Genomic DNA, 15383 nt, shown 5'->3' with positions numbered 1-15383 from the left:
CGCGCCGAAGGTTTACCGGGGGATATTGCCCTTAACCTCCGTGTGGACGTACACTAGCGCCAGATTTTTGGAGGAGACAACATGCAATCCACAACTCAGCCTATCGACCGTGAAACCCTGCTTATTGAGGCCAATAAGATCATCCGCGAACATGAAGATTTTATGCACGGCATGGAGGCCACGGGCGTTGAGCAAAAGAATGGCGTGCTGGTATTTCGCGGCGAGTATTTCCTTGATGAACAAGGTTTACCGACGCCGAAAAGTACGGCGGTATTTAATATGTTCAAACACCTTGCCCATGTGCTGTCCGAAAAATACCATCTGCAGGCCTGAAAAAAGAAGCGAGGCCACAGGCCTCGCTTCAGACTGATGACAAACTCTCAACCAGCACAGACTGAACGTATATCGCCGAACAAAAAACAAGGAAAATCAACGGATTGATTTTCGGCTGATAACCACAAAGAAGCAAAAACCACGCTTTTTCCTTCTTTGTCAGCAAGCTAAAGCGAGGTCACAGGCCTCGCTTTTGTCCTTCTATTTACAATAGCGGCTTTTCGCCGCGCTGCCACCAACGCAGCAACAGGCGATCGAGACTGTTTGCCGCGCTTCCCGTAAACCTTTCCATCATTTTTTTGCGCTGAGCGAAGCGTACGCCGATAACCTCGTGATTTTTCATCAGGCTAATCAGCAGGTCGTCGCTGGTGCTGATTTCATCCACCAGCCCTTTCTCTTTTGCCTGCAGGCCGTACCAGTGTTCACCGGTGGCCACTGCATCAATATCCAGCCCGGGGCGCATTTCATGCACAAACTGCTTAAAGAGAAGATGGGTTTCGTTCAGGTCTTCGCGGAATTTCTCGCGGCCCCGATCGGTATTTTCACCGAACAGCGTCAGGGTGCGTTTATACTGCCCGGCGGTATGCACCTCAACGTCAATATCATTACGTTTTAACAGACGGTGAAAGTTTGGCACCTGCGCCACCACGCCGATGGAGCCAATAATAGAAAACGGAGCCGCAACAATACGATCCGCCACGCAGGCCATCATATAACCGCCGCTGGCAGCGACTTTATCAACCGCGACCGTCAGACGAACTTTGTGCTCGCGCAGGCGCTGTAGCTGCGATGCGGCGAGTCCATATCCATGCACTACGCCGCCCGGGCTTTCTAAACGCAGCAGGACTTCATCTTCCGGTTTAATCACGGCCAGTACCGCCGTTATCTCTTCCCGCAGAGAAGTCACCTCGTGCGCATCCATACTGCCTTTAAAATCCAGCACATAGAGCGTCGGTTTGTCAGAACTGACCGTTTCACCGCGTTTAGCGCGCGCTTTGGCTTGTTTTGCCTCAAGTTTGTGCTTTTTCTTTTGGCCTTTGCGCCACAATTTTTGCTGATGATCGTCAAGACGCGCCACCTGCATATCCTCGCGCATCTCCTGATAGTGCTCGCTTAAATTGGTCAGGCGCAGTTCGCCACGCTGGTGCTTTTTGCGCTGAGCAGCATTCACCACAAGCGTGACAACGGCCGCTATCGCGACGACAATCGTGACAACCCTGGCCAGAAACAATCCATAATTCGCAATAAAATCCACGTATTCCGCCTTTATTTCAGAGCATTAATCCTGTGATGGAGTGTACCCGAGCGAGCCACCCACGTCTGCATACAACTATAAACGCTGTGGCGCAGCTTCCCGAATGGATTTACGACCGGGAAATTTTTGCAAAATGTTAATTAAAGGCAATGTCTCCTGCTGGCCGATTGAAATACCCCTGTCTTTCAGGCATAAAGCCCTGTGTAGCTGAAACGACGAGAAATAAGACGTGAGCGCCTGCCTGCATCGCGCGAGGAGTGAATTTTGCATTACCAACCGAAAACCGATCTACTGCAAAACCGCATTATTCTGGTCACCGGCGCCAGCGACGGTATCGGCCGCGAGGCGGCGCTGACGTATGCGCGCTATGGCGCCTGCGTTATTCTGCTGGGCCGCAACGAAGATAAGCTGCGTGCCGTGGCGCAAGAGTTAAGCGGCCAGCATGGCGGCACACCGCACTGGTTTACCCTGGATCTACTGACCGCTACGCCACAGGATTGCGCAAGCCTGGCGCAGAAACTCGCGGGTCTGGTGCCGCGCCTGGATGGCGTGCTGCACAATGCCGGGATGCTCGGCGATGTGACGCCGATGGAGCAGCAGGATCCGCAAACCTGGCAGAACGTGATGCAGGTAAACGTAAACGCCACCTTCTTCCTTACTCAGGCTCTGTTGCCGCTTTTGCTTAAGTCTGATGCAGGTTCACTGGTGTTCACCAGTTCGAGCGTTGGTCGCCAGGGGCGCGCCGGGTGGGGAGCCTACGCCGCATCAAAATTCGCCACCGAAGGCATGATGCAGGTGCTGGCGGAAGAGTATAAGCAAAAAAACCTGCGCGTGAACTGCATCAACCCGGGCGGTACGCGCACGGCAATGCGGGCCAGCGCTTTCCCAGCGGAAGACCCAAAAAAACTCAAAACGCCGCGTGATTTAATGCCGCTCTATCTGTGGCTGATGGGCGATGACAGCCGTCGCAAAACCGGCATGAGCTTTGACGCCCAGCCTAACCGTAAACCAGGAATTTCCGAATGAGTGACGATCGTTACCAGCAGCGGGCCCAGCGCCAGAAAGAAAAAGTTGATGCCCGCATCGAAGCCGCTCAGCTTGAGCGCGGTATTTTGATTGTATTTACCGGCAACGGAAAAGGTAAGACCACCGCAGCTTTTGGGACCGCAACTCGCGCTGTTGGCCATGGTAAAAAAGTCGGCGTTATCCAGTTTATTAAAGGCCAGTGGCCGAACGGCGAACGTAATTTACTGGAGCCGCACGGCGTGGAGTTCCAGGTGATGGCAACAGGCTTTACCTGGGAGACCCAGAATCGAGAAACGGACACCGAAGCGTGCCTGGCCGTCTGGCAGCACGCAAAGCGCATGCTGGCGGACAGTTCGCTGGACATGGTGCTGCTTGATGAAATTACCTATATGGTCGCCTACGATTACCTGCCGCTTCAGGAAGTGCTGGATGCGCTCGGGCAGCGTCCTGCCGGCCAAACGGTGATTGTCACAGGCCGCGGCTGCCATCGGGACATTCTGGAGATTGCCGATACGGTCAGCGAGCTACGCCCGGTGAAGCATGCGTTTGATGCGGGTATAAAAGCGCAGATCGGGATTGATTACTGAAACGCTCTTTTAGCCCTCTGGCGAGGGCTAAAGACATTACTTCTTCACTTCGCAGTGGCTGACCATCCGCCAGTTGCCTTGTATAACCCGCGTATCACCGCTCACGGTTACCAGGCCGCTGCTGCGAATATCTCCGCTTGACGCGCCTATCTGAATGTTAAACTCGCCCGGCTCCACCACGCGTTGCCCGTCGCGGCGGGTAAAGTTGAGCATATCGGTAGGGACGATAAACGTCAGCTCAGCGCTTTCCCCAGGCTCAAGAGACACGCGCTGGAAGGCTTTCAGCTCCTGAATCGGGCGCACCATGGAAGCCACTTTGTCGTGGACATAAAGCTGCACGACCTCGCTGCCCGCAGCCGTTCCACTGTTGGTGACGGTGATGCTCGCACAAATATCGCCGTCCTGATTCGCCACCGCGACGTCTGGCAGTTTCAACGTGCCGTAGTCGAACGTAGTCCAGGTTTTGCCGTAGCCAAACGGGTAGCGTGACCCAAAGTGGAAGGCAAACGGCGTACCGCCGCTTTTCAGCTTGTGGTTGTAATAATAAGGCATGGCGCCCGCGCTTTTCGGCACGGACACCACCAGCCGCCCTCCCGGCTCTGCTCGCCCTGTCAGCACATCCGCAATAGCGTGACCGCCCTCCTGCCCAGGCGCCCAGGCCATCAGCAGCGCGGCAACGTTATCTTCCTGCCCGCCCAGGTTATAAGGGCGACCGCCGGTCATCACCACAACGACCGGCTTGCCCGTGGCCAGCAACGCGTTGAGCAACTGCTGCTGCACGCCCGGTAGCGCAAGGCTATCCGTATCCGAGCCTTCGCCCACCGTGCCGCTCTGGAACAGGCCGGATAAATCGCCCACGCACAGCACCACCACATCGCTTTGCTGTGCCGCTTCAACGGCCTGCGGAATCAGACTGGTAGCGGATGAAACCGGTGACTGCTGCATTGGTTTACCGACGCTGTCACCGGGGAATACCGGCGCGCCAGCCATGCGTTTTTCAATAATATGGCAGCCTTTGGCATAGCGAACGTTATCGCTACCCAGCTGTTCGCGTAACGCTGCAAGCGGCGTCACCACCTGCGAGGTTTGCTCCAGCATGTCGCTGATGATGAGATGCACCGGGAAACTGTATCCGCTCAGCAGCGCCAGCGGATCGTCCGCGGTTGGCCCCACCACCGCCACGCGCGGCTTGCCTTTCAGCGGCAGAGTGCCGTCATTTTCCAGCAGCGTAACTGAGCGGGTTGCCACTTCACGCGCGAGCCGCACCGTGGATTCGCTTTGCAGCTCAACTTTATTTTCATCGGCATATGGATGCTCAAACAGGCCGAGACGGAATTTCTCTTTCAGCACGCGGGAGACGATTTCATCGACTTTATCCATGGTGATTAAACCACGTTCGACGGCCTGCGCCAGATGACGAGCGCAATCGTCTTTAGGCAGTTCGACATCCAGACCCGCATTAAACGCCAGCGCCGCCGATTCGGCCGCGTCATGCGAAACGCCATGATGTTGATGAAGCAGGCTGACGCCGCCGTAGTCCGCTACGATCAGGCCGTCGAACCCCCACTGATCGCGCAGTACGGTAGTGAGCAGAAACGCATCTGAATGCCCCGGCTGATTATCGATGTCGTGATAGGCGGGCATCACGGAGCCGGCATTAGCTAACTTCACCGCCATTTCAAACGGCAGCAGGAAGGTGTCATTTAGTTCGCAAAAGCCAAGGTGCACGGGCGCATGATTACGCGCGCCTTCGCTGAACGAATGGCCGACATAATGTTTGAGCGTCGCCAGCAGATCGCGATTTTTGCCCTGCAGGCCTTTTACATAGTGCGTGGCCATCATCCCCACCAGCCACGGATCTTCCCCGAAGGTTTCTTCTGTCCGGCCCCAGCGCACATCCCGCGAAACATCAAGCACCGGCGCAAGCCCCTGATGGCAACCGGTTAAACGCGCTTCATGCCCAATCGCGGCGGCGGCACGTTCGATCAAATCCAGATCCCAGGTCGATCCGTAATTGAGAGATGACGGAAACAGCGTGGCGTCCTTGCAAAGCAAACCCACCAGACACTCTTCATGGAAAAGTGCGGGAATGCCGAGGCGGGTCTCTTCAACCAGCGTTTTTTGCAGGCGGTTGGCCGCCCGAACGCCCTCTTTTGCCTCAACGATGTGCGTGCCCAGCGGACGGGTAATTTGCCCGATGCCCAGCTTTAAACGTTCGGCCAGACCCGCCTGCGCCGTTACGCCTGCAAACTCATCGCTTAAATCGGTTCGTTCACGATGGTTGCCGTCGCTCGATAAAATCAGCCAGTACGCGTGCATCTGCGCAAATTTTTCTTCCGGCGTCATACGTAAGAGAAGATCGGCAACGCGTTCGTTAACCGGGCGATGGGGATCCTTATAAATGGCAGACATAGATTACTCCTGTGTTGCGGGGGCAAGAGAAGGGGCGTCATCGCGAACCTGGCGTTTAGCGGCAAGCTCGCTGGCAATGCTGTAGACCGTGCGGCTGTTAAGCTTGTAGATAAACAGCAGCAGCGCCATGGCAATAAACAGCACCGAAGGAATGACGGTAAACAGCGCGTTGATGGTGCTCAGTACAGAAGCCGACTGGGTTGGCTGGTTGGGCAGATAATCGACCATGCCGAGGATCCATCCCACAACGGCACCGCCGAGCGCCAGACCGAACTTGATGGCAAACAGCGCGGTTGAAAAGACCAGCCCGTCAAGGCGGCGACCCGTACGATGCTCCTCATAATCCACCACGTCAGAAAACATCGTCCACTGCAGCGGCGTGGTGAGGTTCTGAATAAAACTGAACACCAGATTAAGACCAAAAATAAGCCAGATAGCCGTTGGAGGAATAAAGAAAATCGCCGTACCGAAAATAACAAAGCTGACGATAGTCCACTGGTATGCCCGCACGCGGTCAAACTTTCCTAACAGGCGTTCAGAAAGCAGCGCGCCCAGCAACGATGCAATCATGCCTGAGACGATAAAAGCAAAAACCAGCTCGGGGCGTAATAAAACATATTTCACGTAATACATTGTGGCGGAACCACGGGTTACCACCGCGGTTAAAAGTAAAATATTGAAGATAAATACGATTCGCCATTGGCTATTTTTAGCCAGCAATTTTAAATCGCCAGCCATTGAACCTGAGGTGTCGTTTCGCGGTGAATAACGCTCTTTGGTCATCGCAAAACAGCAATAAAATAACCCTACGCCAAGCAGACCCATTAAACTCATGGCATAGAAATATCCTTTTTGCAGATTGCCGTTACCCAGCCAGTCTACCAGCGGCAGCGCAATAACCGTGACAATCAGCCCGCCGATAAACGACAGCGCAAAACGCCAGGACTGGATGGAGTGCCGCTCGCGCGGGTCGAGCGTTAACGCTCCGGGCATGGCGCAGTAAGGAACATTGATAGCCGAATAAACGAGGCTAAGTATGCTGTAAGTCGCGCAGGCATAAATAATTTTTGCCGTCGGACCGACATCCGGCACGTAAAAAGTAATCAGGCAGCTCACGCCAAAAGGAATAGCGAACCATAAAAGCCACGGGCGGAACCGGCCGTGTTTAGTCTGCGTGCGGTCGACCATCGCCCCGATACACGGGTCGACAAAAGCATCCACCACGCGCACCACCAGAAACATAGTGCCCATAATAGCTGCCGGCAAGCCAAACACATCGGTATAAAAATAAGCGAGGAATAACGTGGCGGTTTGCCAGACTAATGCGCTGGCCATGTCGCCGAGGCCATAACCAATTTTATCTTTGGTACTGAGAACGGTGGAGGCATTCATTATTATTGACCTTCTTTGTCGGGCACAAAATAGTTCAACCATCCGCATAACATCTCGCGGCATTTATTTTCAGCTACCAGTATTGGTTAATCGCTGGCAGGTCAACAATTGCCGAATTGCCCAGACAAATTATGATTTTTTGCTTTTTACGATAAATGTGACGAGGTGCAAATGAAGCGAGGAGCAGAATGCAAAAAACCCGCCTTTGCAGACGGGTTTAATGAAGAAGAAGGAAACTTATTTTTTAATTTCAGCCAGGCTAAGCCAGGTTTGCACCACGGTATCCGGGTTCAGGGACAGGCTGTCGATCCCCTCTTCCATCAGCCAGGCGGCAAAGTCCTCGTGGTCCGACGGGCCCTGGCCGCAGATGCCAACATATTTACCCTGTTTCTTCGCCGCTTTGATAGCCATCGACAGCAGCGCTTTCACCGCGTCGTTACGCTCATCAAACAGTTCGGAAACCACCCCGGAGTCGCGATCGAGGCCCAGCGCCAGCTGCGTCATATCGTTGGAGCCAATAGAGAAACCGTCAAAGTATTGCAGGAACTCATCCGCCAGCAGGGCGTTGGAGGGGATCTCGCACATCATAATAATTTTCAGCCCGTTTTCACCGCGCTTCAGGCCCTGACGTTCCAGCTCTTCGACAACCGCCTTCGCCTGCGCCACGGTACGTACGAACGGCACCATGACTTCAACGTTGGTCAGGCCCATTTCGTTACGCACGCGTTTCATCGCGGCGCACTCCAGCGCAAAGCAGTCACGGAAGCTGTCTGCTACATAGCGGCCGGCGCCACGGAAGCCCAGCATGGGGTTTTCTTCTTCCGGCTCATAACGTTCGCCGCCCACCAGGTTGGCATACTCGTTAGATTTGAAGTCGGACAGGCGCACAATGACGCGCTTCGGCCAGAACGCCGCGCCCAGCGTCGCGATCCCTTCCGTCAGACGGCCGACGTAGAATTCGACCGGATCGTTATAGCCCTTCATCATCCCGCGAATTTCGTTCTGCAGCGCAGGCTCCTGCTGGTCAAAYTCCAGCAGCGCGCGCGGGTGCACGCCAATCATACGGTTGATAATGAACTCCAGGCGCGCCAGGCCCACGCCTTCGTTCGGCAGGCAGGCGAAGTCAAATGCGCGGTCCGGGTTGCCGACGTTCATCATAATTTTCAGCGGCAGGTCCGGCATGGTATCGACCGTGGAGCTTTTCACGCTGAAATCCAGCAGATCCTGGTAAACGTAACCGGTATCGCCTTCCGCACAGGAAACCGTCACGTTCTGGTCGTCCTTCATGCGTTCGGTGGCGTCGCCACAGCCCACCACCGCCGGAATGCCCAGTTCACGCGCGATGATGGCCGCATGGCAGGTACGTCCGCCGCGGTTGGTGACAATGGCAGCCGCTTTCTTCATGATCGGTTCCCAGTCCGGGTCGGTCATATCGGTGACCAGCACGTCGCCCGGCTGAATGCGGTTCATTTCGCTGATATCGTGAATCACCTTCACCGGACCGGCACCGATGCGATGGCCGATAGCGCGCCCTTCCGCAACGACTTTGCCCTGCGAATGCAGATGATAACGCTCCATTACCTGGCCGCGCGAACGCACGGTTTCCGGACGCGCCTGAACGATAAACAGCTTGCCGGTATGGCCGTCTTTCGCCCACTCGATATCCATCGGACGGCCGTAGTGTTTCTCAATCTGCACCGCCTGCTTCGCCAGCTCCTGCACTTCCTCGTTGGTTAACGAGAAAATGTCGCGCTGCGCCTGCGGCACATCTTCGATGCGCACCTGCTTGCCGTGCTCCTGGTCCGGCGCATAAACCATTCGGATCTTTTTCGATCCCATGGTGCGGCGCACGATGGCCGGACGGCCTGCAGCGAGCGTCGGTTTATGGACGTAGAATTCGTCAGGGTTAACCGCGCCCTGCACCACCATTTCGCCCAGGCCAAAAGCCGAGGTGATAAACACGACCTGGTCGAAGCCGGATTCGGTATCAATGGAGAACATCACGCCCGAAGACGCAAGGTCGGAGCGGACCATACGCTGAACGCCTGCGGAGAGCGCCACGCCGCGGTGATCGTAACCCTGATGCACGCGATAGGAGATTGCGCGATCGTTAAACAGTGAAGCAAAGACGTGCTTCACCGCCACCAGTACTGCGTCATAGCCCTGCACGTTGAGGAAAGTCTCTTGCTGCCCGGCAAACGACGCATCCGGCATATCTTCAGCGGTGGCGGAGGAGCGCACGGCAAAAGAGGCTTCGGCATCGTCGGCGGAAAGTTGTTCATAGGCATCGTGAATGGCTTTTTCCAGCTCTGGCTGGAACGGCGTGTCGACTATCCACTGACGGATCTGCGCGCCAGCTTTTGCAAGCGCCGATACATCGTCAATATCCGTGCGATCCAGCAGTTCGTAAATGCGCTGGTTTACACCGCTCTGGTCCAGAAACAGATTAAACGCCCCGGCAGTGGTTGCAAAACCGTTCGGCACACTGACGCCCGTACCTGAAAGATTGGTAATCATTTCACCGAGCGAGGCATTTTTTCCCCCGACCCTGTCTACATCATTCATGCCGAGTTGGTTGTACCATAAAATATATGCTGTGTTGTTATCATTATCAGACATGAGTATTTCCTTCTCTGGTATACATGAAAAATAGAACTGGCTCATAATTACCCCTTGCTTATCCTGTTAATACAGGCGAATGCATTCGTAATAGATCGTTAAACCCTCTTCCGGGAAATGCGGAATTACACGTATATCGCTGATACCAAACGCTAAAGCAAAACCTTCCAATAAAATATGCGAAATAATAAAAACAAAAAAACTATACCTTTTCCCCTTTTCAGGCTTCGCTTCACATATCTACGTCCTTTTCTTTTAAACAAGCAAAGCATAATACGCATATTCACTCTCCAAAAAATTATGCGAAAAATCACTTTCACAGTCAGTATCCCTGCCAACATTTTGACTGTATTATTCGCATGCATGAAGAGCCAGACATGGAATAGACAATTAGTCCTGTTCGGGAAAATGAATCCTTGCAAGCAATGAATGTTATCAGCGTATCGATTTACAAATAGAAGAGGCCTTTATTTTATTTCAGGCCTTCATCATTATCCGGGCAGCATCGTTACTGAGCGGTAGGCATCGTAAATTCAGAACCATGGACACCGCTGTCCGGCCACCGCTGCATCACACTTTTGTAACGAGTATAGAAGCGCACGCCTTCTTCGCCGTAAGCGTGGTGTTCTCCGAACAGAGAACGTTTCCAGCCACCAAAAGAATGCCACGCCATAGGAACCGGAATCGGAACATTTACGCCAACCATGCCCGCCTTGACCCCTCTGACAAACGCCCGGGCAATACCACCATCACGGGTAAAGCATGCGGCACCGTTGCCATATTCATGACTATTCACCAACGCCAACGCTTCAGCAAAGGTGTTGACACGCACGATACCCAGCACAGGGCCGAAAATCTCTTCTCGATAGATGGTCATTTCTGGCGTAACGTGATCAAATAAAGTTGCCCCCACAAAGAAACCATTTTCGGAACCAGCTACCTGGTAATTGCGACCATCAGCCAGCATTTTCGCCCCTTCCTGAAGGCCCTTGTCAATATAACCAGAAACCTTATCACGGTGTTCCGATGTCACAAGAGGTCCCATATCAGCGCCCTGGGCCAGGCCGCTATTCACCTGCAATTTTTTAATGCGGGCCTGGATATTTTCTACCAAAGCATCGCCGATATCTCCCACTACGACGGCAACTGAACACGCCATGCATCGCTCGCCAGCGGCGCCATATGCCGCCCCCATCAACGCGCTTGCCGCCTGATCAAGATCGGCGTCTGGCATGATGATCATGTGGTTTTTTGCCCCCCCCAGAGCCTGAACACGTTTACCGTTAGCGCTGGCCTGCTTATGAATGTATTCAGCAACAGGGGTAGACCCAACAAAGGATACCGCTTCCACATCAGGATGATTCAGTAAGCTGTCTACGGCTTCTTTTCCTCCCTGAACAACATTTAATACGCCGTCAGGCAGACCCGCTTCTTTAAACAGTCGGGCAATAAAAAGGCTTGCTGAAGGATCTCGCTCTGACGGTTTAAGGACGAAAGTATTCCCCGTCGCGAGAGCCATTGGAATCATCCACAACGGCACCATTACAGGGAAATTGAAAGGGGTAATTCCGACACAGACACCCAGCGGTTGCCGTATATTCCAGTTATCAATACCACCGCCGATATTATCGGAGAAATCACTTTTCAGAAGATTTGGCGCACCGCAAGCAAATTCCACAACCTCAAGCCCCCGGACAATTTCACCCTGCGCGTCTTCAAGAACTTTTCCGTGTTCGCGGACAACCATTTGCGCCAGTTCATCCCGGTGTTTTTCAAGCAATTCCTTAAAGCGGAAAAGTACCCGCGAGCGTCTTAACGCTGACTGAGATGACCAACTCTCAAACGCGGCCGCGGCCGCGGAGACGGCCAGGTCAACCGTAACGGGACGAGCCAGTGCTACCTGAGCAACAGCTTCGCCTATTGCCGGATTGTAAACCGGCTGCATACCATCATTTTCACCGTCGGTGAAATGCCCATTAATAAAGTGGCCTATCGTTTCCATTACAGTAGTTCCTCTTCTCAGTGAGTTTGCGGGGGAAAAACAACTTTCCTGTACCGACACATTAAAAGCTTATCCGCTACGATATGGTCGTTACAGTTACACTTTTGCCAACAATCCCAAAAGTGTACTGGTAAAACACACATAACAGTCTGGAGAAGGGAATATAAAAATCCTTTTATATCAATGATATAATTAAATATCTCATTTTCAAAATTAACAGCAAATTAACAATAAAAATAATAAACCTTTAAATTCAAAGAGATACCAAAAAAGGCAAAAAGGAACACTATCGTTTTTATTGTGATAAACATCGCATTATAAAATGATGAAACTAGAACGAGATCACAATTCCCTATATAAAAAAAATAGAGTTGTTAAAACTGTAGCTCTAAAAAAAGGAAAATTATCGAATGGGAGGTAAAAATGAAGTCTTATATTCCGGTTTTAGTGCCAAAAGCTGATGGGGTATCCAGAGTTCAACAAGTGGTGCAAACCTTCCTGAACGCGGTTAAGGAAAAAAAAATTTTACCCGGTGATAAGCTGCCTTCTATACGCCTGTGCGCCAAAACATTCAATCTAAGTACATCGACTATCGCCAGCGCTTTTGACACCCTGAAAGACGAAGGCGTTATAGAATCTGAAAGAGGATCCGGATATTACCTGAGTGCCAGTATATCGCCCAGAAATCGTCCTCACCCGGCCAGAAGCCGGTCGGTATCTCAGAGAAATGATTTTACGAAACCCATCGACGATTTCTGGCTTCTGGCTAATGTCTACCAGGCAGATGACAGCGAATTCCATTCCGTTGGTTGTGGGTGGTTGCCTCCGACCTGGTATGCCAGAAAGGAAATAAAAGCCGCATTACGCAGTACCGCCAGGCAAGAGCATGTCGATGAAAATTGCTATGGCGATCCATATGGTTATCAGGAGCTTCGCTCCTATATTGCAAACCATTTGGTCGAACGTTCTCTGTCCGTTACTGGCGATCAAATTCTACTGACGTCAGGCGCTTCCCGCGCCCTTGATTTAATATCAAATACTTTCCTTAATACTGGCGATACCGTACTGGTGGATGAACCCGGGTATTGTAATTTTCTTTCATCAATGTTGAGTAAGCGTATCAAACTAGTAGGGGTACGCTGGACCCAGAATGGGCCAGATATAAAACAACTGGAAAAAATTCTGGCAAAAGAAAACATCAAGTTTTATTTCACTAATCCCTGGCTACATAATCCTACAGGGGCCAGTATTTCCCTTGATGTGGCGCATAGCCTGCTTAACCTTGCCGAACGTTATCAGGTAACCATCGTCGAGGATAACGTATCCGGCGATCTCCTCACCCCGGGATCAATCTCGCTATCAGCTTTGGGTGGAACCGAGCGCGTTATTCATATCGGCAGTTTTTCCAAAACAGTCTCTGCCGGATTCCGCGTGGGTTATATTGTGGCCGCACAAAATATTCTCAGCCAGTTAATGAAATATAAGATGCTAAGCGGCCTTACCTCTTCTTTAATCAGTGAAACAATTACGCTCAATGTTATAAAACAGCCAGAATACAGAAAGTTTATCAAAGCGTTACGCAGCAAACTCACGCAAGCACAAAAAGAAATGGCTTTGTTTTTCCAGGAGGTTGGCTGGGAATGCTTCTGTATTCCAGCTGGCGGCTATTATATTTATGCTCGTCCGGTTGGTTCCACCGTCGACTCAAGAATCATTTCTGAGAAGGCAAAAAATGCAGGCTTATTATTTGCACCGGGCTATCTGTTTCACCCGGAACATAAAGCCAGTCCATGGATACGTTTCAATGTTGCTTACTGCCAGGAAAAGAAAAAATATCTTTATGATTTTATTATGACAACCAAAAATCAATAGTCGGATGGCATTGCTTCACCCCAACCGCCCGGATGTCAGACCGCTTTGGATGAAATCCCCATTTGCAGCGGCGGCAAAGGGTTGGCTATTAGCTAATCCGCAGGCGTTTAGAAGAAGGTGTATCCTCAGATACAGAGTAAACACATCGGTGTCGAATAATTGCCCCACGCTAGTCTCCAGATTTTCGTCATTATCGTTTTGCGGGGATGGGTTATAACACTGCAATGAAAGGGGCTCGAGCTATGATCCTGGCAGGAAGTGGATGCTGATTTGGCGTATTTATTAGCCAGCTGCTGGCAAAAGCGCTCCCGGTCAGAGAAGCCAAATTTGAGAAGCCCGCTTAAGGAAACTTAAGCGGGATTTTTATGTAGCGTTTTATGCACCACGCGAGGAAGGCCCGCAGGCCTTCTGGCAGATTTACTTCAGCGCAATGCGCGCTACGCTATCCGGCCCTTTAGTCGAACTGTCTTCATTAAACGCCTGTTTCAAGGACACATACAGCGTTTCACCGTCGGCTGAAAGCAGCAGGCTGTTCGGGCTGGTGTCGAACGACCAGCTATTTTTCACCGCATAGCTGGTGGCATCCAGTTGTAGCACCTTCTTCGACTCACGCTGGCTGATGTAAATCTCATTGCGCCTGGCGTTGAACTTGATGCCCAACGCATCGCCTTCAATACGTTTGATAACTTTGCCGGTGTGTATATCAAACACCAGCGTGGTTTTGGCTTTGGAGTCATCGGTAACGAACAGGCGGCCGGTGGCCGGATCTTCTGCCATATTCAGGAACAGATACTCTTTGCCATCGCCCGGCGTCCAGCGCTGCTCGATTTTGTGGCTGTGCGGGTTGATTACCACAATCTCTCCGCCACCGTTAGCTGCATAAATGCGTCCGGTCAGCGGTGAATAGATAAAGCCCGTCACCCATTTCCCGGCATTTTTAATGGTGTTTTTTATTTTAAACGTTTTGGTGTCGATAACGTTGATGAAGCCTGGGTCAGCCACACGGCCAACGTACAGCTCGTTACCGTGCAGCAGCATCTCACGTGCGCCAATCGCGTCGCCGTCTTTATCCTTGCCACCTCCCAACGCCAGGCGTTGCAGCACCTTACCGCTCTGCGCATCCACTCTGGACACGCTGCCATCCAGCGAATTGGTGGTATAGAACGTCTTGCCTTCGTCATCAATTGCCATGCCGAAGTTTTTCAGATCGGTATGGGTTTCGCCTTTGGTTGCAAGCGTAATCGGGTCAAGGCGATACAGCATGCCGCCGTTCACCTCTTTAAAGCTCTGCGCGCTGGCAACATACAATGCGCTGGCGGCCGGAGAATACGCCAGTTCATACAGCCCATCGCCTAGTACTCGCTGTGTCACTGCCTGCGCAGTCGGCTTTGCCGCCGCTGCTTCCGGCGCTTTAGCTTTTTTGGCAGGTGTCTGGCAAGCCGTCAGACTCAATGCGGCAACGGCCGCTACAGCAACCGCGGCTTTGCGAGGACTGAAAAAAGATTTCATTCTGGACTCCATCATGGAAGAACGGTTTCCGTCAGGCCACTGCCTCGCGGAAAGGCCGAAGAAAGAATGAGAATCATACGCATTAACGAAAACTAAGCAAATCAACGCCGTTAGACAGCGGGCAAAGCCGTTTCCGCCGGTAGCAGAAAAACCTGTTTTCTTCGCTATGTCGCTGCATTTTCCCCCGTCTTTTTCTGCAAAAAAATTGAAAACAACAGTAATTAAAAGATCAATTCTTATATTAACTAGTTGATTAAAATAAAGTATACAAATAGTTACATTTTTAAATGAAACCTTTTTCTAATTACTAAAGCAAATGATTATCATTAGCCTTCTCAATTTATACGCTTCTCTATTTTATAAGCTTCGCAACGGC

General features: G+C 52.0%; 10 protein-coding genes. 4 read left to right on the top strand and 6 right to left on the bottom strand.

Translation table 11 applies throughout. The features are described 5' to 3' along the window. Window positions 1-81: 81 nt before the first annotated feature. Window positions 82-333: a YciN family protein gene (locus E2L00_RS02020; protein WP_167606259.1), complete on the top strand. Its 252-nt coding sequence runs from the start codon at window positions 82-84 to the stop codon at window positions 331-333. Window positions 334-538: 205 nt separating this feature from the next. On the opposite strand, the gene sohB is transcribed toward E2L00_RS02020, so the two are convergent. Further along, window positions 539-1588, bottom strand: a complete 1050-nt coding sequence (sohB, locus tag E2L00_RS02015) for a protease SohB (protein ID WP_167606256.1) — start codon at window positions 1586-1588, stop codon at window positions 539-541. Window positions 1589-1852: 264 nt separating this feature from the next. Between sohB and E2L00_RS02010 the strand changes: the two genes are divergently transcribed. After that, window positions 1853-2614 (top strand): YciK family oxidoreductase, encoded by a 762-nt coding sequence (locus tag E2L00_RS02010; protein ID WP_167606253.1) that lies wholly within the window; start codon window positions 1853-1855, stop codon window positions 2612-2614. Beyond that, window positions 2611-3201, top strand: coding sequence for a cob(I)yrinic acid a,c-diamide adenosyltransferase (gene cobO / locus E2L00_RS02005; RefSeq protein WP_167606251.1), 591 nt, complete (start codon window positions 2611-2613; stop codon window positions 3199-3201). Before E2L00_RS02010 ends, cobO begins: the two co-directional genes overlap by 4 nt. A 36-nt stretch (window positions 3202-3237) precedes the next feature. Here the strand turns inward: cobO and E2L00_RS02000 are convergent, their stop codons facing one another. The 4 genes from E2L00_RS02000 to E2L00_RS01985 form a co-directional block, all read right to left on the bottom strand. After that, complete coding sequence (locus E2L00_RS02000; RefSeq protein WP_167606248.1) at window positions 3238-5613, bottom strand: glycoside hydrolase family 3 N-terminal domain-containing protein; 2376 nt, start codon at window positions 5611-5613, stop codon at window positions 3238-3240. 3 nt (window positions 5614-5616) lie between these two features. Next, window positions 5617-7005 (bottom strand): MFS transporter, encoded by a 1389-nt coding sequence (locus E2L00_RS01995; RefSeq protein ID WP_167606245.1) that lies wholly within the window; start codon window positions 7003-7005, stop codon window positions 5617-5619. Window positions 7006-7242: 237 nt separating this feature from the next. Next, window positions 7243-9624, bottom strand: coding sequence for a phosphoenolpyruvate synthase (gene ppsA, locus E2L00_RS01990; RefSeq protein ID WP_167606241.1), 2382 nt, complete (start codon window positions 9622-9624; stop codon window positions 7243-7245). 508 nt (window positions 9625-10132) lie between these two features. Further along, the gene (locus E2L00_RS01985; RefSeq protein WP_167606236.1) at window positions 10133-11626 is read right to left on the bottom strand and encodes a CoA-acylating methylmalonate-semialdehyde dehydrogenase; all 1494 of its coding nucleotides are present in this window, start codon (window positions 11624-11626) and stop codon (window positions 10133-10135) included. Between the two features lie 423 nt (window positions 11627-12049). Between E2L00_RS01985 and E2L00_RS01980 the strand changes: the two genes are divergently transcribed. Then, window positions 12050-13498 carry an aminotransferase-like domain-containing protein gene (locus tag E2L00_RS01980; protein ID WP_167606233.1) on the top strand — a complete coding sequence of 483 codons (1449 nt, stop codon included), beginning with the start codon at window positions 12050-12052 and terminating at the stop codon, window positions 13496-13498. Window positions 13499-13915: 417 nt separating this feature from the next. On the opposite strand, the gene E2L00_RS01975 is transcribed toward E2L00_RS01980, so the two are convergent. After that, window positions 13916-15007 carry a hypothetical protein gene (locus E2L00_RS01975; protein ID WP_167606230.1) on the bottom strand — a complete coding sequence of 364 codons (1092 nt, stop codon included), beginning with the start codon at window positions 15005-15007 and terminating at the stop codon, window positions 13916-13918. Between the last annotated feature and the right edge of the window lie 376 nt (window positions 15008-15383).

This window comes from Cedecea colo, assembly GCF_011808225.1.
In the GTDB taxonomy this organism is placed as follows: domain Bacteria; phylum Pseudomonadota; class Gammaproteobacteria; order Enterobacterales; family Enterobacteriaceae; genus Dryocola; species Dryocola colo.
The sequence above is the reverse complement of the archived record's forward strand: the minus strand, read 5'-3'. Positions and strand labels throughout refer to the sequence as shown.